Origin of the sequence: Haloterrigena salifodinae, assembly GCF_003977755.1 — an archaeon.
GTDB classification, from domain to species: domain Archaea; phylum Halobacteriota; class Halobacteria; order Halobacteriales; family Natrialbaceae; genus Haloterrigena; species Haloterrigena salifodinae.
Genome location: NZ_RQWN01000003.1, coordinates 679,761 through 697,451, shown reverse-complemented (window position 1 = coordinate 697,451; position 17,691 = coordinate 679,761). Strand labels below are relative to the sequence as shown.

The window sequence follows — 17,691 nt, the reverse complement described above, 5'->3', positions numbered from 1 at the left end:
CCCGAACGACGTCTGTATCCAGAAGAAAGAAAACGGTTGTACTCAGAATCTATCCTCAGTACGCGAGTCACACGCGTGCCGAGATTCGGCGAACGGGGGTGGGGGAACCGCATGATCCCCGCGAAGTACAAGAACCTGATCCTCGCGACGGCGATGTTCAACCTCGGGTTCGTCATCTGGTTCTCCTTCGCCCCCTTCACGGGCGAGATCGCCGACGAATTCGGGCTCTCGGTGGCCCAGCTCGGCGTCGTCTCGAGCGCGGCCGTCATCGCCGTGCCGCTCGGCCGGATCGTCGTCGGTCCGCTGACCGACAAGTACGGGGCGCCGATAACGGCGGGGAGCACGATGCTGCTCGTCGGTGCCTTCGCGATTGTCAGCGCGTTCGCACAGACCTACGAGGTGTTTACGGCCTCGCGGATCGTCGCCTCGCTGGCGGGGATCACCTTCGTCATCGGCATCCAGCACGTCTCCGAGTGGTTCGAAGAGGAGGAACTCGGCACGGCGGAGGGGATCTTCGCCGGAATCGGCAACGCCGGCGCGGGACTGGGCGCGTACTTCACCCTGCCGCGGATCTTCGGCGAGGGGTACGCCGGACCGCTGTTCTCGTCGAACTGGCGGGCCGCGTTCTTCTACACGGGTGTGCTCGCTGTCGCGATCGGTATCCTGTACTTCGTCTTCGGCGACGCGGCGAAAAGCGCCGCGAAGCGCGCGGAGACCAAACAGGGCGTCAGTCGGGAGCAGTGGCTCTACATCGCGACGCGCCACGGCGCGGTCGTACTCGCGGTGGCGTACGTCATGACCTTCGGCCTCGAGCTGGCGATGAACGGCTGGCTGGGCACCTACTACCGCGAGGCGTTCGGTCAGAGCGACATCGTGATCGCGGCGACGTTCGCGGCGACGTTCTCGATCGCGGCGGGGCTGCTCCGCCCGATCGGCGGCTACGTCAGCGATCTCGTTGCGCGCAAGGAGGAGAATATCCTTCCGTGGTTTACGGGCCGCTACCGCGAGCAGTGGACGTTCGCGACGCTCGCGTTCGTTGTGTGCGCCATGTTCGGCATGACAGCGGCCGGCCTGACCGGCAACATCTACGTCGCCGTCGTCGCCGGCTTCCTCGTCGGAACCGGCTGCGCGTTCGCCGAAGGGGCAATCTTCGCTCAGGTGCCCGCGATGTTCCCCGATAACTCGGGCTCCGTAGCCGGCTTCGTCGGCGGCATCGGCTCCTCCGGCGGCTCGATCTACCCGCTGATCTTCGCCGCGCCGTTCCTGTCGAACCTCCACCTCGGCTATGCGGTCGTCGGGCTCACCATGATTCCGATTGTCGCCCTGAGCGCGTGGGTCTTCCAGCCTCAGATCGCCGAGCGCGCGACCGAGAACGGTTGGTTCATCGCCGAGAACCCCGCCGCCAGTAACGGCAGTCCAGGCTCGACCAGCGACGACTGATGTCGCCCGCGAGTCGCCGCTCGAGCGGCGACTCGATAGCCTGCGACGCTCTGCTCACTTCGGCGCGGTCGCGTCGTCGACGATCGATGCGAAGTTCTCGACGACCCGGGTCGCGTTCACGTCGTCGAACCCGCGCTCGGCCTCGGTCCAGCCGAAATCCGCCTCGAGGCGCTCGCGCAGCGCGGCGGTGAACTCGGGGTGGAACTGGACGGTCCACAGCGGCGCCGTCCGGTAGCGCGTCGCGAACGCGGGGTAGTAGTCGGCTGACGCGATCGCGTCCATCCTGTCGCCGGGTTCGGTGACGACGTCCCCGTGGGCGACCGGAACGACCGACGAGACGCCGTCGAAGAGCGGCTCGTCCGCGAGATCGGCGTCGACCGGTCGAGCGGCCGTCTCGGCCTGTTCGACGGTTCCGCCCAGCGCCGCGTTGGCGATCTGATGGCCGAAGCAGACGCCCAGCGTCGGAATCTCGCGGTCGACCAGCTCTCGGATGAGCCGCTTCTGATCGGCGATCCACGGGCGGTCGTCGACCTCGTAGACGCCCGCAGTACTCCCCGTGATGATGACGCCGTCCGTCTCCTCGAGGACCGGGCGCTCGCCGGCCGGGTAGTCGACCGCTCGAGCGTCGGCCGCGGCGTCGGAGACGACCCTCGCTAAGGCGTCGCAGTGGTACTCGCAGCCGGGATCGACCTCATTGCGGACGACGGTGATCGTCGGGGACGACATCGGTGGTTCAGTGGTCCTTGGCCCGCCTTCGAAAAAGGGTTATCGCGATAGAGGGTGCATCGAACGTCCGGCGTCCGATTTCGAACTCCGGCGACGGTCAGGCGAGGACGTCCTTGTAGGCCTCGAGGGTCCGCTTGACGTCCGCCTCGGTGTGCGCGTCGCTCACGAACTGGCTCTCGAACTGATTGGGCGGCAGAAGGATCCCCCGCTCTTTCATCGCGGGCCGAAAGAGCCGCCGCCAGCGCTCGGTGTCGCCGGCGTCGACGTCGCTGCCATCCCGCGGATAGGCGTCGGGTTGGTCGGCCGGTTCGTCGCGGGTGAACAGGAGCTTGAACATCGAGTCCGTGCCGACGACCGCGTACTCGGGCGCGTGGTCCGCGACGATCTCGCTGAGGCCGGTTCGGAGCCGATCGCCGAGCGCATCAACGTGTTCGTAGACGTCGTTCTCCTCGGCGTACTCGAGGGTCGCCAGGCCGGCCGCCATCGCGACCGGATGCCCGTTGAACGTCCCCGACTCGAACACCTCGCCGGTCGGCGTGAACTCCTCCATCACCGACGCGCGGCCGCCGATCGCGCCGACGGGAAAGCCGCCGCCGACGATCTTGGCGAACGTCGTCAGGTCCGGTTCGATGTCGTACTTCCCCTGCGCACACGAGAGGCCGCCGACCCGAAAGCCGGTGATGACCTCGTCGAGGACGAACAGCGCGCCGTACTCGTCGCACAGAGTCCGGACGGTATCGTGGAAGCCGTCGACCGGGCGGACGATCCCGTTGTTGCCGAGCAGCGGTTCGGTGATGACGGCCGCGATCTCGTCGCCGTGTCGTTCGAACGCGTCGGCGAGCGCCGTCTCGTCGTTGAAGGGGACCGGAATCGTCTGCTCGGCGAACGCTTCGGGAACGCCCGCGCTTCCCGGGCGCGGCCGCTCTGCGTCGCCCTCAACGAGGAACGACTCGTGGCCGCCGTGATAGCCGCCCCGCATGACGACGATCTTATCGCGGTCGGTCGCGCCGCGAGCCAGTCGGACCGCCGCGGCCGTCGCCTCGGTCCCGGAGTTGACGAACCGCAGGCGCTCGACCGACGGGACGTGGTCGGTGATGAACTCCGCCAGTTCGACCTCGAGGTCGGTCGAGAGGCCGTACATCGGCCCTGCATCGACCGCTGTGTCGACCGCGTCCCGAACCGGATCGGGCAGGTCGTGACCGAGCAAGAGGGGCCCGTACCCCATCACGTAATCGAGATAGCGGTTCCCGTCCACGTCGACGACGCGAGCGCCCTCGCCGCGCTCGACGAACTCCGGATAGGGCTGGGAACCGGCCCGCACGGGCGAGTTCACGCCGCCGACGAGCGTCGACAGCGACCGTTCATACAGGGCTCGAGTCGTCTTCTCTTCGTTCATCGACTCACCTCGTCGCGATCGGTTTCGTCTCGCATTCTTCTTTCGGTAGTTTCCTGTCCGGCTAAAACAACGTTCCGAACGCGTTCATCGACTCGACGGCCTGCGTCCGGCGAGTCCGTTGAGAACGCAAGGAGTAGTTCGATTTCGCGGATCGTCGGAGGTCCGCACATGACCGACTACGAGATGCACGAACCCGACTTTTCGGGGACGACGACCGAGGAATGGGACGAGCCGCAACTCGAGGACTTCGATATCTCCGAGCAAAGTTCGGATGGTCAGCGAGACTCTGACGAGTCTCGCCAGACCGATGATCTGAGCGAGGTCGCCGACCACTTCATCCTCTCGTCGTCCGGGTTCCCGCCGGAGAACTTCACTGACCTGAAACTGCCCGCCGTGGACCCGGACGGCAACCTGAACAAGAACGCTCTCCAGACCGCCAAGAGCGGCGGGCACGGCGTCGGTTCGGTCGAGGACTTAGACGACGACAAGCAGGAAGAGATCGAGGACATGATCGACGAGCTGGCCAACGAGAACTTCGAGGACGCCGACTTCGGGGACTGACGTCAATCGCGCTGATCGGCAAGGTCAGTCGAACGCCGACGACCGACTTACTGCCACTCGCAGGTCGTCCCGGCAGTCAACCCCTCCTCCTCGATGTGGGCCGCGAGACAGCCGTAGTTGCAGAACCGGCTCGTCGGCGTCTCGACGCTTTCCTCACTGACGAACACCGGCTCGTGGCGCTCGATATCGCAGCCGCAGTAGGTGCAGTCGGCTCCCATACCGGAACCGTAGGGAACCGACGGGGAAGGCGCTACGCCCGGAGGGGCGTCTCGACAACTCGCTCGAGCGCCGCGGTCTCGCGGGTACGCGATCAGGCCGGACTCGAGTCCGATGGCGACGACCCACCACCGCGGACCAGCTTGAGAAGGCCCTGTGCTGCGAGTCCAGCCACTGTCCACTTCCAGGCGAGAACGGCGACGAAGAGGAGCGCGATTCCGCGAGTCCGGTTCCCCCGCCCGAACGCCTTTCGAGCCTCCGAGAGAACCGAAACGACCGTCATCGACCGCATCGCTTTCGAACCGAGGAGTTTCTTGAGTGGCATATCCGTCCTGAGGGCGCCGATGGAATAACGAGCGTCCCGGAGCGCGCAAGCGCGACCGAAGCCGCCGACTTACTCCGGATCGAAGCCGCCGACGAGATACTCGAGGCCGAACAGGGCGATAGCGCCGAGGACTGCCCACGCGGCGGTCAGCCCCATCGTCTCGGCAGTCCACGCGTGGCTCTCACCGATGTTGTGCAGCGGGGCCGGCACCGAGCCGGCGATGAGGCTCACCAGGAAGATCAGCGTCACCGATCGGTGGCGGGCCAGCGCGGCGCGAACGACGCGAGCGATCGTCACGAGCCCGACGATCCCGCCGGCGACGAACAGCGCGACGGTCGTCCCCGGGTCGACGACGGCCGCGAGCGAGCCGCCGCCGACGAGGTCGGCGACCGCGTGAACGAACGCGCTCAGCTCCCCGGAGAGGAAGACGTACTGGCCGAGCAGGATTAGGATGAGCGAGCCTGAGATCCCCGGCAGGATCATCGCGCTGATGGCGACGGCGCCGGCGAGGAAGATCACGACCCCGCCGCTGCCCGGAAGTTCGACGATATCGGCGGCGACCAGCAAGGCGAGCCCGGCGCCGGCCAGCACGGCGACGACGTGGCTCGGCGAGGTGATCTCGAGGCTCCGGTAGAGGGCGACCGCCGAGGCGGCGATCAGGCCGGTGAAGAAGCCGAACAGGGCGACCGGGTGGGACGACTCGAGCGACGAGACAATATCCGCGATGAAGACGACGGCGGTGACCATCCCGACGCCGAGGGGCAGCAGGAACTGGAGGTCCATCTCGAGGAGCGCGTCCCGGGCCCGGGAGCGCCGCTCAGGGCGATAGCCTCGCAGGACGGTGAGCGCCCGACCGGGGGTGAGCGCGGTGACAGCGGCGATCAGCCGGCCGTAGAAGCCGAGCAAGAGCGCGACGGTGCCGCCAGAGACGCCGGGCAGGGCGTCGGCCGCGCCCATACAGAGGCCGTACGCGTAGGCGCGAAGCAGTTCGACGCGGTCGACCACGTCGGTGCGTTCATACTCCATGCGTCTGCTCTCGTCGCCGTCCGTTCGGGGTGGGGATCGATCCGAGTCGGTACCGCGCCGACGAACCGCAGGGCGGTCTGGACTGCATGGTCGATTGGGTAACGCGCTGCCGTATAAAAGTTCGACACCGACGTCGGCGCGCTGCCCTCGTCGACCGTCAGTCGGCTCTCGCCTCTCGTCTCACATCGCCGCCCGTTTGCGCTCCCCGCTCGGCTTCCACCACACGGTACCGTCCGATTCCAGCAACGAGCGTCTCAGGCCGGTCGTCCGATCGTGTACAGAAACATCGGGGTCTGTCCAGCGGCTCGCGGCGCGAAGAAGTCCGTCGCGACGTCGTCGTAGAACGTCAGCCCGGTCCCGCCCAGCGTCCGGTGGGCATAGGTCCCCAAATACAGCCGCCCCGCGGTCAGGGCGGCCTCGAGTTGAGCCGCGCGATAGCCGCGGTCACCGAGCGCATCGACGATGTCTTCGAGGTCGGTCAGGAAATAGACGCAGACCGCGGCATCGCCGCCCAACCGCTGGTCCAGCGCGAGGTGGCTCGCTTCGCGTCGGAACTCGCCCGACTGGAGGCGCTCGAGTTCGCCCGCATCGGGATGGTAGTGGTAGCTGCCCGACTCGAGGCCGTCGACGCCGTTGACGATCAGATAGGGGTCGACGAACGAGAGCGGCGGGTCGGCGCCGGTCTCGCTTCGCTCGCCCCCGCCCCGTACGTCCATCGGGACGCCGCGGACGGCCCGGTCGAGCACGGTCGAGAGCTGTCGGAAGCTGATCGGCTCGCGCTCGTACTCGCGACAGGAGCCGCGTCGACGGATCGTTCGATGGAGGGGGCGGCTCGAGGCCCGATCGTGGTCGACCGGCTCGAGCGGGACGCGCTCGCCGTCGCCGGGGTCGCGGGTGCCGATCGTCCGGTTCCCCGTCGGTCCTCCAGCGCGCCACGAAGCAACAGCGGTGCCGTCCTCGAGCGTTCCGGCCTGCCAGGCCTCATGGATCAGCGGAAATTCCCGTTCATTCGGTGAGAGAGGTTCTGTAGCGGGATCGATCGGGTCGATATCGGCGGCCGCCGAACTCGGAACGGGCGCGTCCGCGCCGATCGGGACGATCTCGAGGGGCGCCTCGCGCTCGGGGTCGACACCGAGCAGGTCGGCGACGGGGCGGTCGGCGAAGCCGGTGACGACATCGGCGCGGTAGTCCAGCGCGTGGGCGACCGCCAGCAGGTTCGCCAGCGTCGTCCCCGAATCCCAGAAGGCGTGGCGGACGGTTCGCGTCTCGTACTTCCAGGCGTTTCGCCACCACGTCGAAGTCGCGACGATCGACAGCGGCGCCTCGGCGACGGCCTCGTACTCGCTGGCGGCCGCGAGGACGCCGCGGTGGTCGCCCTCGCGGAGGACGTCCAGCGAGCAGGTGGGGGGATCGAAGTGGTAGACGCCGGCCTCGAGGTCGAGGTCGGGATCGGCATTCGAGTCGTTACCCGGCCCCTCGAGGTCGCCACAGATAACGTACAGATCGACGTGGTAGAGCGCGCCGGTGGTCGCCGCCGCCCGGAACAGTTTCGTCCGATTTCGGAGGTCGATCGCCTTCGTGATGCCCGCGGCGTAGTAACAGAGCGTCGTGACGGTCTCGCGGTCCGGGTCGCGACCGCGCCTCGAGTCGCCGTCAGGCGTCGGCTCGGCGATCGCCGACAGCGCCGGCTGCTGGGGCGGGCGGATCCGCTCGGCCAGCGGGATCGACGGCAGGTCGACGTACGCCTTGTACGGCCGCGGCTTGTTGTCGAAGTTCAGCCCCGTACTCCCCTCGCGGACGCTTCTGGGCGAGTGTTTCGTCCGTTCGTGGTACTCGAGTGCGCCGGTCGGCATGCGCCGAGTTACCACGCCGGTCGCCAAAAACCGGGCGGGAACTTTTTCTCGCTTCGGTTGGATACGACCGTCGAGAAGCAATGGACCTCGAGACGATCCCGGGCGTGGGCGAAAAGACCGCTCGGGCGCTGGAAGCGCTCGACGAGCCCGAGCGCGCGCTGCGGCGGGGCGACGTCGCGACGATCGCGACCGCGCCGGGGATCACCCAGGGACGGGCCGCCCGCATCGCGCGCGGCGCGATCCGCCAGGAGCACGACGACCCCGGCGGCTTCCTCGCGACCGACCGCGCCCGCGAGGTTTACCGGGAGGTCCTCGGACTGCTGAAAGAACGCACCGTTACCGACTACGCCGCCCAGCGGCTTGAGACGATCTACCCGAGTCCGCGCCGCTCGCGCATCGAGGACGTGCAGGCGTTCGCCCGCGAGGCGATCGACCGGGACGACGACGACGCGGTGCTCGAGGCCCTCGAGGGGCTCGAACCGCTCCGGAACCCGGGCGACGTCCGCGTCCGCGAGCGCTGTCTGGCGACGACCGACGCCGAGCGTTATAGCGAGGCGAAAGAAGCGATCCCAGAGCTCTCCGTCGAGATCGTAGAGAACGCCCAGGGACTGGCCGAACTCGCGAGGGGGTACTCGACGGTGATCGCGCTCGACGAATCCTTCGCCGGCGTCACCCTCGAGGGCGACGTCCAGGTCAAGCCCGGCGCCCTCGAGAATCCCGCCGAAGTCGTCCCCGAGCGGCCGCTGGCCTTCTTCGCGCGCAACCGGGACCGCCTGCAGGCGGCCGTCGAGGTGCATCAAGCGGCGGATCTGGATCCGGCCTGCGACCTCGAGGCGCTCGGGGACGGCCTCTCGCGGCTCGATGAGGACGGCACCGTCGCGGGCGACGACGAACTCGACCGGTTGACGACGGCGGTCGACGACCTGGACGCGGCCGCGAGCGCGGCCGAGAGCGTGGCCAATGACCGTCTGCGGGAAGCCATCCGCGAGCAGGACGTGACGATCGAAGGATCAGACCTGCTCTCGCTGGTCGAACGGGGCGCCGGCGTCGACTCCCTACTGTCCCGCGAACTCGCCGACGAGTACGCCACGGCCGTCGAGGCCGCCCGCGAACACCTGATCGACGCGCTGGATCTCGATCAGGGGGAGAGCGAGATCGCCCGACGGGCGTTCAGCGACGAACCGGCGTTTCCGGTCGAACGCGACGAGGCGGTCGTCTCGCGGCTGCGCGAGGAGCTGACCGCGGCCAAGGAGCGCCGCGCCGGCCGACTCAAACGGGAGCTCGCCGCCGATCTGGCCGACCAGCGCGAGGGGGCCCGCCAGCTCGTTCGGGATGCCCTCGAGTTGGACGTCGAACTCGCGATCGCCCGCTTCGCCCGGGAGTACGAGTGTACGATGCCGGAGTTCGTTGAGAGCGAGGCGCGTAACGCCTCGGAAGACGACGGAGTGACGACCGAGAGCGACGACCCCGTCGGCTTCGCCATCGAGGGCGGCCAGTCGCCCCTGCTCGACGAGCCGCTCGAGGCCATCGATCCCGTCGACTACGCGGTCTCGGACGTGGCGCTGCTGTCGGGGGTCAACAGCGGGGGGAAGACCTCGACGCTTGATCTGGTCGCCAGCGTCGTCGTGCTGGCCCACATGGGCCTGCCCGTTCCGGCGGAGCGCGTGCGCCTCCGGCGGTTCGACGACCTCCACTACCACGCCAAGACGCAGGGGACGCTCGACGCGGGCGCCTTCGAGTCGACGGTCCGGGAGTTCGCCGACCTCGCCCAGGGCGGCGAGGGCTCGCTCGTGCTGGTCGACGAACTCGAGAGCATCACCGAACCCGGCGCCTCGGCGAAGATCATCGCCGGCATCTTGGAGGCACTCTCGGAAAACAGCGCGACGGCTGTCTTCGTCTCCCACCTCGCCGGCGAGATCCGGGAGATGGCCGACTACGACGTGACCGTCGACGGCATCGAGGCGGTCGGCCTCGTGGACGGCGAACTCGAGGTCAACCGCTCGCCCGTCAAGGACCACCTCGCGCGGTCGACCCCCGAGTTGATCGTCGAGAAACTGGCCGATGAGGCCCGGGACGACGCGGTCGCGACCAACGGCGGCGCGCCGAACGGCGAGGGCGATCCGGAGCCCGTCTTCTACGATCGGCTGCTCGAGAAGTTCGACTAGCCGTCGGGTCGATGTCGAATCCTGTTCCCGCAAATGCAAGTGAAATAGCTACCCTGATACTCGAGCGATGCTATGACATGCCCTACCAGTTCGAGTGCTCGGGGGATCACTGCCAGTTCATGATCCGCTCGAGCAGCTCCGACGAGGTGGAGCGGTTAGTCCGAGCGCACGTTCGAATGACCCACAACGGACGGATCACGAAAGCCGATATCGAACGCGAAATGGATCGCGTCGAACTCGCGTAAGGCGGCTGTGCGGGCGAGTCGACGCGTCGGAGATTCTGCCAGTCGGCCGCTCAACTGTGCCAGTCCAGAATTCGCTGGTGGCCCCACGATTCCTCGTCGTCCGTGTCGTCGCCGGTGATCGCCGCGAGCGAATCGGCGTCGCGCTCCTCGAGGAAGTCGCCGAGTTCGTCGACGTACCCTGCGATCGCCGCGAGCGTCTCCTCGTCCTGCAGCGCGAAGGCTTCGACGATGGAGTCGGACGCCGCCTCGGGCGCGACGTAGGTCTCCTTGCGGGCGTACTCGCCGATGTCTCGCAGCGTCTCCGGCGAGTGATCAGTGAACTGATCGAGCAGGAAGTCAGGAACCGTCGCCGGTGGGTCCGGTAGAGTCATATCGGTATCTTCGCCTGAAAGTCATTCTAATAAACATTAATTATTGTGGTGTGGTCACACGCATCGATCGGCTCCTCGCGACCACGGGATCGGCCGCCCGAATCCTTAAGACGCTGCGGAAGCAGGGTGAAAGTGATGGCAGACGACCCCGAGGAGGGGATGTTGTCGTGGGATGAATCCGTGTTCCGGGACGAGCACGTTTTCGAGATCGACTACGTTCCCGAGACGTTCAAGCACCGTGAAGGCCAGACACAGAGCCTGACGTACGCGCTTCGGCCGGCGGTGCGCGGCTCCCGGCCGCTGAACGTCATGGTCCGCGGACCGCCGGGCACCGGCAAGACGACGGCCATCCAGAAGTTGTTCGACGAGGTGGGCGCCCAGACCAGCGACGTCCGCACCATCCGCGTCAACTGTCAGGTCAACGCGACCCGGTACTCGGTGTTCTCGCGGCTCTTCGAGGGGACCTTCGACTACGAACCGCCGTCCTCGGGGATCTCGTTCAAGAAGCTGTTCGGCCAGATCGCCGAGAAGCTCGTTGAGGAGGACAAGGTGCTCGTCGTCGCCTTGGACGACATCAACTACCTCTTCTACGAGAACGAGGCCTCGGACACGCTCTACTCGCTCCTGCGGGCCCACGAGGAGTACCCCGGCGCGAAGATCGGGGTCGTCGTCGTCTCCTCCGACCCCGCCCTAGACGTCATCGACGAACTCGACTCGCGGGTCCAAAGCGTCTTCCGCCCTGAAGACGTCTACTTCCCCGTCTACGACCAGCCCGAGATCGTCGACATCCTCGAGGAGCGCGTCACACGCGGCTTCAACGACGGCGTCATCGGCCGGGACACCTTGGAGTACGTCGCCGACCTCACCGCCGACAGCGGCGACCTGCGTGTCGGGATCGACCTGCTACGCCGGGCCGGGCTGAACGCCGAGATGCGCGCCAGCCGCACCGTCGAGCGCCAAGACGTCGAGCAGGCCTTCGAGAAGTCCAAGTACATCAACCTCTCGCGGAGCCTCTCGGGGTTGACCGACACCGAACGGACGCTGCTCGAGGTGATCGCCCACCACGACGGCGAGCAGGCCGGCGATGTCTACGAGGCGTTCCACGAGGAGACCGAGCTGGGCTACACACGCTACTCGGAGATCGTCAACAAACTCGACCAGCTGGGGCTGATCGACGCCAACTACGTCGAGGTCGACGGCCGCGGTCGCTCGCGGTCGCTGTCGCTGTCCTACGAGAAGGACGCTGTGTTAGAGCGGCTCGAGTGAGACGTACCGGGCCCTCGAGATACTGATTCTCGCTGTCGCCGTTCGCCGCATAGCAATGCCGGCCCGCCGCTTAACCGCCGACGCGGCCTCGTTCGGGGTATGCCGACCCTTCTGATCTACGGCTCGTACGGGTTCGTCGGCGGTCTGATCACCGAGGAGGCGATCGACCGCGGACTGGATCCGATCCTGGCCGGCCGCGACCGGGAACAGCTCCGCGAGCAGGTCGCCGACCTCGAGCAGCCGGGTCGCCGGTTCTCGCTCGAGGATCCCGTGACCGTCGCGACGGCCCTCGAGGACGTCGACTGCGTGCTGAACTGCGCGGGGCCGTTCTCGAATACGGCCGAACCGCTCGTCAAGGGCTGTCTCCGCAGCGAGACGGACTACGTCGACATCACCGGCGAGATCCCCGTCATCGAGTCGATCCACGACCGGGACGAGGAGGCGACGGAGGCCGGCATCACGCTGCTCCCGGCGGCCGCACTCTCGACGATCCCGATGGACTGTCTGGCCGCCCACCTCGCCGACCGGCTTCCGGAGGCGACTCACCTCGCGCTGGGCGTTGACTCGTTTCGCGTGCCCTCGATCGGCACGCTTCGGACGGTCATCGAGGGCGCCGACACCGAGAACGCCGTCCGCCGCGACGGCAACCTCGAGAGCGCGCCGACGGGGTGGAAGACCCGCGAAATCGACTTCGGGCGCGGCGAACGGCCAGCGGTGACGATGCCGATGGGCGACGTTTCGACGGCTCACTACACGACCGGGATTCCGAACGTCGAGATGTACGCGGTGATGCCCCAGCCCGCCCGCACCGCACTGCGACTGCATCGCTACCTCTCGCCGGTGTTCGAGTCGAAACCGGTGCGCTGGACGCTGAAGCAGTTGGCCGGCGTCCGCGACGGTCCCTCCGAGCGGGCTCGCGAACGCGGATCCGCGTACGTCTGGGGCGAAGCGCGCACTGAAGGGGAAGGCGACGGGGAGGGCGAGCGCGTCATCTCCCGCCTGCGGACGCCCGATCCGTACGTCGTCACCGTCGACGGCGCGGTGACGGTCGCCGAGCGCGTCCTCGCGGGCGACGCCGACGCCGGCTTCCAGACCCCCGCCGGCGCGTTCGGCGCCGACTTCGTCTTCGAACTCGAGGGCGTCGAGGGCTTCTTCGACGAGGAGACGCCCGACGAGACGTCACCGGTGAATCCGCTGTTGCAGTAATGTCGATCATCGGGTTTCTTCCCTCGAAAACGTGTTTCCGGCTGGCTCGATTGGTCACTTGAACTCTCCGGCGCGGAATACGACCCGCGTTTCGCCCCTCCTTACGGGGCGTGTGATGCGCTCGTCTCGAGTGAAACGTTGCGCTCGTTTCCGGTCGAGCGAACGGAAGAGACGCGCTCCGTCCGTTCTCGATCTGTTTCCGTACCGTCCGCTCTAGCAGTAGTTGGTAATACGGTTTCTTTATTCAGAGGGAGTGCGTGAAACTCGCGTTCAGTAGAGGGAATTTACGGACCGCGACAGCCTTCATTTACATACGTTGCCATCACGTGCGTTTCATTATGGTGGATAACGTGATAGATTGACTGGACGTCCCCGTACTGGAATTCTTCAGAGCGCAAACTTTGATTTGTGGTGAAGTAAACACCGTCCGCGAGTGCCTCGTCGAACACCTGCTGGGCCTCCGTACTCAAATCTCCGTATCTGTACGTTTCGACGGGCACACCATCGTAAGACTCTTTCACACGAGACGGGTCCAGGTCGTGTATTAGTTCACACTCCCCATCCAGCGTGTCCCCGTCGGACGAACCGTCCGGTGTGTCCCCGTCAGACGAACAGCCAGCAATAACCGTTGAGAGAGCGACTCCGCTGGCAGCAAGGACCGAGCGTCGATTCATACGTTATATTTAATTAGTATCCGTAAATGTATTCTTGAGTATATTATACTGATTACTGCTCGTTCATTACTATCTACTGCTAGAGCTTGAGCGTGTAGACCGCCTCGTCGTAGAACTCCCCGTCGATCTCGACCTCGCCGACGTCGGTCCGCTCGAAGCCCAGCCCCTCGTAGAACCGCCGGCTGGCGTCGTTGAACGCGAAGTCGAAGGCGCGGATCCGCCCGACGTCGTAGACCCGGAGCTGTTCGACCAGCCGTTCGTGGAGATCGGTCCCGACGCCCGCTTCCTGCCGGTCGGGATCGACGTACATCCGGAGGATATCGGCCGTGTCGCCCTGGACGACCGCGTGGGTGAAGCCGACGATTTCGCCGTCATCGTCGTCGAACTCCGCCTGACTTCCGTCCGCCGCTTCCACGACGAGGACGACCGTCCCCGGCGCCTCGAGGGGCATCGAGTCGTCGGTGTACCAGTCGTCGACGGTTCGGTCGATCAGGTCTTCGTCGAGTTCGTCGTGGGTATCGTGCCACGTTTTCCGAGCGATCGCTCGTATGTCCGGAAAATCGTCGTCCACTGCCGGACGAATCCTCATACTCGTACTTGCTAGGACGGACATAAAGCGACTTCGACGCGGGAGCGGCTCGAGCGCCGGTTCGACGCGAAAAGCGTTAGTTCGGCCGTTCGGGACGGCTCACTCGCGAACGTCGAACCCCCGCTCGCGGAGCAGGTCAGGCACCCGGTCCCGGTGGTCGCCCTGCAGTTCGATCCGGCCGTCGTCGACGGTCCCGCCCGTCCCCATCGAACTCTTGAGGTCCGACGCGATCGATTTGATCTCGTCCGACTCGAGGTCGAAGCCCTCGACGATCGTCACCGGCTTGTCGTACCGACGGCTCTCCGTCCGGATCGACAGCACCTGCTGTGACGTCTCGAGGTCGCCCTGGCTGTCGAGTTCGTCGAGCAGGTCGTCGAGTTCGTCGTCGTTTGACATGCCGTATCATAGGACCGGTACGGGGGATAGCCCTGTCCTTGCTTTCGCAACGGTCACACGACGGCGGCCCGGCGGCGGTATCGGTCACGCCTCGAGATCGAACTCGAGGACGTCCCCTTCGCTAACGTCGTGGTCGGTCGTCCACTCGTAGTTGACCTCGAGGACGTACTGTCCCCGGCCGGGATACTGGTGGTGTTCTTCCTCGCCGTCCTCGCCCGGTTCGGGCGCCGGCGCGTGGTGAACGTCGGTGATCGTCCCGTCCGAGTCGGCGTAAACGATGTCGATGCCGAAGTCCATCTCCCGCATGACGAACGTGTGCTCCCCGACCGACTCGAAGACGAACAGCATGCCGTGGTCCGACGGCAGTTCCTCGGTGTCGCTGAGTCCGAGACTCTGGAGGTCCTGCGTGTCAGCGATCGCCGCCGTCACCGCACCGAGTTCGTCCCCATCGGCGGAAACGATCCGGACCTCGGTCGTTTCGTAGTCCTCGTGAACCGGTTCCGCGGTAGCGTTCGCCTCTGATCCATCCGTCTCGTCGTCGTCGTCAGTCGTTCCGTCGGACGATTCGGCCTGCGTCTCGCCGTTCGCCTCGCTCGAGTCGCCTGCGTCGAGACAGCCGGCGACCGCGACCGCACCGGAAACGGCGAGCAGGGTCCGGCGGCGCAGCTCGGTTTTCATAGCAGTGCTTCCAACGATACGGGATAAATTACTTCTGCATAGTTTCGGCAAGTAATCATCGGCAGAGAGTGTCAGCCACCGGTACCGGTTCCGGAAGCGGGCGCGTCAGAGTCGCGATTTGATCGTCTCGGCTGTCTTCTCGCCGATCCCCTCGACGCTCTCGAGGTCGTCGACGCTCGCCTCGCGGACGTTCTCGACGCTGCCGAACCGGCCGAGGAGTCGCTTTCTGGTCTCAGGGCCGACGCCGGGGACGTCGTCCAGCACCGTCTTGACCTCGTCGCGGACGGTCTGGTGGTACTGCACCGCGAAGCGGTGGGCCTCGTCGCGCACCCGCTGGAGGAGGTGGAGGTGGGGCGCGTCGCTCGGCCACGAGAACGTCCGTCGGGGCGTGACCACGCGCTCTTCGGCCTTCGCCAGCGCGACCGCGGGCACGTCCCAGCCGACGGCGGCCAACGCGTCGCGGGCGGCCTCAAGTTGGCCTTCGCCGCCGTCGATCAGGAGCAGATCAGGGTCAGGGCGATCGTCTCGCCCCTCGACGGCGCGGCTGGCGCGCCACTCGAGGAGGGTCTGCATGTTGTCGTAGTCGTCGTTCTGGTCGGTGAGTTTCTTCCGGCGGTAGTCTGCCTTCTCGGCGCTGCCGTCGACGAACGTCACGTTGCTGCCGACCGCCGACTTCCCCTGGGCGTGGCTCACGTCGAACCCCTCGATCCGCCGGGCCGCGTCGATCTCGAGGGCGTCAGCGAGCATCCCGCACTCGTCGCGGCCGCCGACGTTCCGGCGGGCGTTCTTCAGCGCGAGGTCGACCAGTTTGGCCTCCCGACCGGCGCCGGGGACGCGCACCGAGACGCCCTCGGCCTCGAGCCACACCGCGACCTCGCCGTCGCCGTGGCGTTCGGGCAGCAGCAGGGCGTCAGGCAGGTCGCGCTCGGCGTAGTACTGGACGACGAAGGCGGCCAGCACCGCGGGGACGCCCCCCTCCTCGTCTCCGGCGCCCTCGGCTGCGGGCGCCTCGAGGGTGTGTCGGTCCCGGTCGACCAGTTTCCCGCGCTCGGCGCGCAGGCGGGCGACGGTCGCGTTCTCGCCCTCGATGGCGACCCCGAGGACGTCGACCGCGCGCTCGTCGCCGACCGACTGGACCGCCTCGCCGCCCTCGCCGTGGAAGGCCTCGACGGTCTCGAGACGGTCCCGAAGATTGGCGGCGCGCTCGAAGTTCTGGTCCTCCGCGGCGGCTTCCATCTCCCGGCGCAACGGGTCCGCGAGGATCCCCGTCTCGCCCTCGAAGAAGCGCTCGACCGCGGTCACGTCCTGCACGTAGCTCTCGAGGTCGATCTCGCGGGTGCAGGGCGCGGTACAAAGCCCCATCTCGTAGTCCAGACAGGGGCGCTCGCGGCCGCTGTATTTGTGGTCCGAACAGCCGCGGACGCCGTAGGTCTCCCGTAGGGCCTTCACGACGGTCTCGACCTGGCCCTTGTTGGTGAACGGACCGAAGACCGTCGCGGACTCGGCGGGATCGCGGGTGATCTCGATCCGCGGGGCCTCGTGGTCGGTCAACTGCACCATCGGGTAGGACTTGTCGTCCTTCAGCCGGACGTTGTAGCGGGGCTGGTGGCGCTTGATCAGGTTCGCCTCGAGCAACAGCGCCTGTGTCTCGGTGTCGGTGACGGCGATCTCGATCTCGTCGGCGCGGTCGACCATCCGGCGGATTCGCGCCGTCCGCGGATCGGCGTAGGAGCGGACGCGACTCCGGAGGTCGACGGCCTTCCCGACGTAGAGGGTGGTTCCCTCGGCCCGGAACTGGTAGACGCCGGGCTCGCGCGGCAGCGACTTTGCTCGTTCGCGGACCCCGTCGGCGTTCATCGGCGGGGCTAGGTCGTCAGCGGCTTTCAGCCTGACTCATCGATCCCGGCAGTTGACGGATCGTCGGTCGATAAGCCGTCGGTCGGTGAGTCGCCACCGGCGTCGCCGTCCGCGGGCGACGTATTCGGGTGGATCGCCTCCTCGAGGGCGACCGCCCGCCCGGCCTCGAGGTCGGCGTCGGTGACCGGGAGCAGGATGTCGTCGTCACCGCTGACCCGGAGGGCGAGTCGCTGCCACCGCGACCGGACGTAGCCGGCGAAGGACAGGACGGCGAGCACGAGCAGGAGGCCGCCGCCGACGAGGATCGAGAGATCGAACACCGTCAAAATCGTCGCGAGCGCCTCGAGAGCGGCGTCGACGATACCGGTCGGATCGCCGGTTGTGCCGGCGTAGTCGTCGGCGAAGCCGGCGAGGTCGACCGTCGTGCTGATCATCAGGAGGCTGAGCCCGAGGAACAAGAAGAGGGACGCCCAGAGGAGCCGTCCCAGTGCGCTGTTGGTTTCGACGGAGACCCGCGTGACGTTCGGCCGATCGGCGGATCGGTAGTTCGGCCCGTCCTCGTCGGGCGTAAAGGCCAGCACGCGACGGTTCGTGACGACGACCATCGCCCGCTCGAGGTCGACGCGGTGCTGTTCTCGCTCGCGCTCGTCCAGCAACTGGTCGACGTGGTCGCTCCAGGTCTCCTGCATGGAGTAGTATGA

General features: G+C 66.9%; 18 protein-coding genes. 6 read left to right on the top strand and 12 right to left on the bottom strand.

The window, feature by feature from the left end; genetic code table 11:
• Positions 1–111 precede the first annotated feature (111 nt).
• Positions 112–1,440: an MFS transporter gene (locus tag EH209_RS17935; protein WP_126664209.1), complete on the top strand. Its 1,329-nt coding sequence runs from the start codon at positions 112–114 to the stop codon at positions 1,438–1,440.
• Positions 1,441–1,494: 54 nt separating this feature from the next.
• Here EH209_RS17935 and EH209_RS17930 read toward each other — a convergent pair whose 3' ends face one another.
• Both EH209_RS17930 and hemL read right to left on the bottom strand, forming a co-directional pair.
• Positions 1,495–2,166 (bottom strand): type 1 glutamine amidotransferase, encoded by a 672-nt coding sequence (locus EH209_RS17930; protein WP_126664208.1) that lies wholly within the window; start codon positions 2,164–2,166, stop codon positions 1,495–1,497.
• A gap of 97 nt (positions 2,167–2,263) precedes the next feature.
• Positions 2,264–3,562 carry a glutamate-1-semialdehyde 2,1-aminomutase gene (hemL, locus tag EH209_RS17925; RefSeq protein ID WP_126664207.1) on the bottom strand — a complete coding sequence of 433 codons (1,299 nt, stop codon included), beginning with the start codon at positions 3,560–3,562 and terminating at the stop codon, positions 2,264–2,266.
• Positions 3,563–3,730: 168 nt separating this feature from the next.
• Between hemL and EH209_RS17920 the strand changes: the two genes are divergently transcribed.
• Positions 3,731–4,123 (top strand): hypothetical protein, encoded by a 393-nt coding sequence (locus EH209_RS17920; RefSeq protein WP_126664206.1) that lies wholly within the window; start codon positions 3,731–3,733, stop codon positions 4,121–4,123.
• Between the two features lie 47 nt (positions 4,124–4,170).
• Here EH209_RS17920 and EH209_RS24200 read toward each other — a convergent pair whose 3' ends face one another.
• The 4 genes from EH209_RS24200 to EH209_RS17905 all read right to left on the bottom strand — a co-directional run bounded on the left by EH209_RS24200 (position 4,171) and on the right by EH209_RS17905 (position 7,543).
• The gene (locus EH209_RS24200) at positions 4,171–4,341 is read right to left on the bottom strand and encodes a hypothetical protein (RefSeq protein WP_164722071.1); all 171 of its coding nucleotides are present in this window, start codon (positions 4,339–4,341) and stop codon (positions 4,171–4,173) included.
• Positions 4,342–4,433: 92 nt separating this feature from the next.
• Positions 4,434–4,664: a hypothetical protein gene (locus EH209_RS17915; protein WP_126664205.1), complete on the bottom strand. Its 231-nt coding sequence runs from the start codon at positions 4,662–4,664 to the stop codon at positions 4,434–4,436.
• Positions 4,665–4,733: 69 nt separating this feature from the next.
• Entirely contained in the window at positions 4,734–5,690 is a 957-nt protein-coding gene (locus EH209_RS17910) for a DUF368 domain-containing protein (protein WP_126664204.1), read from the bottom strand.
• Positions 5,691–5,944: 254 nt separating this feature from the next.
• Positions 5,945–7,543, bottom strand: a complete 1,599-nt coding sequence (locus EH209_RS17905; RefSeq protein ID WP_126664203.1) for a SagB/ThcOx family dehydrogenase — start codon at positions 7,541–7,543, stop codon at positions 5,945–5,947.
• Between the two features lie 80 nt (positions 7,544–7,623).
• Here EH209_RS17905 and EH209_RS17900 point away from each other — a divergent pair, with 80 nt between their 5' ends.
• Complete coding sequence (locus EH209_RS17900; protein ID WP_126664202.1) at positions 7,624–9,708, top strand: MutS-related protein; 2,085 nt, start codon at positions 7,624–7,626, stop codon at positions 9,706–9,708.
• 77 nt (positions 9,709–9,785) lie between these two features.
• Positions 9,786–9,953: a DUF1059 domain-containing protein gene (locus EH209_RS17895; RefSeq protein ID WP_126664201.1), complete on the top strand. Its 168-nt coding sequence runs from the start codon at positions 9,786–9,788 to the stop codon at positions 9,951–9,953.
• A 50-nt stretch (positions 9,954–10,003) separates the two neighbouring features.
• On the opposite strand, the gene EH209_RS17890 is transcribed toward EH209_RS17895, so the two are convergent.
• Entirely contained in the window at positions 10,004–10,324 is a 321-nt protein-coding gene (locus EH209_RS17890; RefSeq protein ID WP_126664200.1) for a hypothetical protein, read from the bottom strand.
• A gap of 135 nt (positions 10,325–10,459) precedes the next feature.
• On the opposite strand from EH209_RS17890, the gene EH209_RS17885 reads away from it, so the two are divergent.
• Both EH209_RS17885 and EH209_RS17880 read left to right on the top strand, forming a co-directional pair.
• On the top strand, positions 10,460–11,590 hold the full coding sequence (locus tag EH209_RS17885) for an ORC1-type DNA replication protein (RefSeq protein ID WP_126664199.1): 1,131 nt from the start codon (positions 10,460–10,462) through the stop codon (positions 11,588–11,590).
• 99 nt (positions 11,591–11,689) lie between these two features.
• Positions 11,690–12,796: a saccharopine dehydrogenase family protein gene (locus EH209_RS17880; RefSeq protein WP_126664198.1), complete on the top strand. Its 1,107-nt coding sequence runs from the start codon at positions 11,690–11,692 to the stop codon at positions 12,794–12,796.
• 753 nt (positions 12,797–13,549) lie between these two features.
• Here the strand turns inward: EH209_RS17880 and EH209_RS17870 are convergent.
• From EH209_RS17870 to EH209_RS17850, 5 genes are all read right to left on the bottom strand, one after another.
• The gene (locus EH209_RS17870) at positions 13,550–14,059 is read right to left on the bottom strand and encodes a GNAT family N-acetyltransferase (RefSeq protein ID WP_126664196.1); all 510 of its coding nucleotides are present in this window, start codon (positions 14,057–14,059) and stop codon (positions 13,550–13,552) included.
• A 99-nt stretch (positions 14,060–14,158) separates the two neighbouring features.
• Positions 14,159–14,455 (bottom strand): translation initiation factor, encoded by a 297-nt coding sequence (locus EH209_RS17865; RefSeq protein WP_126664195.1) that lies wholly within the window; start codon positions 14,453–14,455, stop codon positions 14,159–14,161.
• Positions 14,456–14,539: 84 nt separating this feature from the next.
• Positions 14,540–15,133: a DUF192 domain-containing protein gene (locus tag EH209_RS17860; RefSeq protein ID WP_126664194.1), complete on the bottom strand. Its 594-nt coding sequence runs from the start codon at positions 15,131–15,133 to the stop codon at positions 14,540–14,542.
• 105 nt (positions 15,134–15,238) lie between these two features.
• Entirely contained in the window at positions 15,239–16,990 is a 1,752-nt protein-coding gene (locus EH209_RS17855) for an excinuclease ABC subunit C (RefSeq protein ID WP_126664193.1), read from the bottom strand.
• 26 nt (positions 16,991–17,016) lie between these two features.
• Positions 17,017–17,679, bottom strand: a complete 663-nt coding sequence (locus EH209_RS17850) for a hypothetical protein (RefSeq protein ID WP_126664192.1) — start codon at positions 17,677–17,679, stop codon at positions 17,017–17,019.
• Between the last annotated feature and the right edge of the window lie 12 nt (positions 17,680–17,691).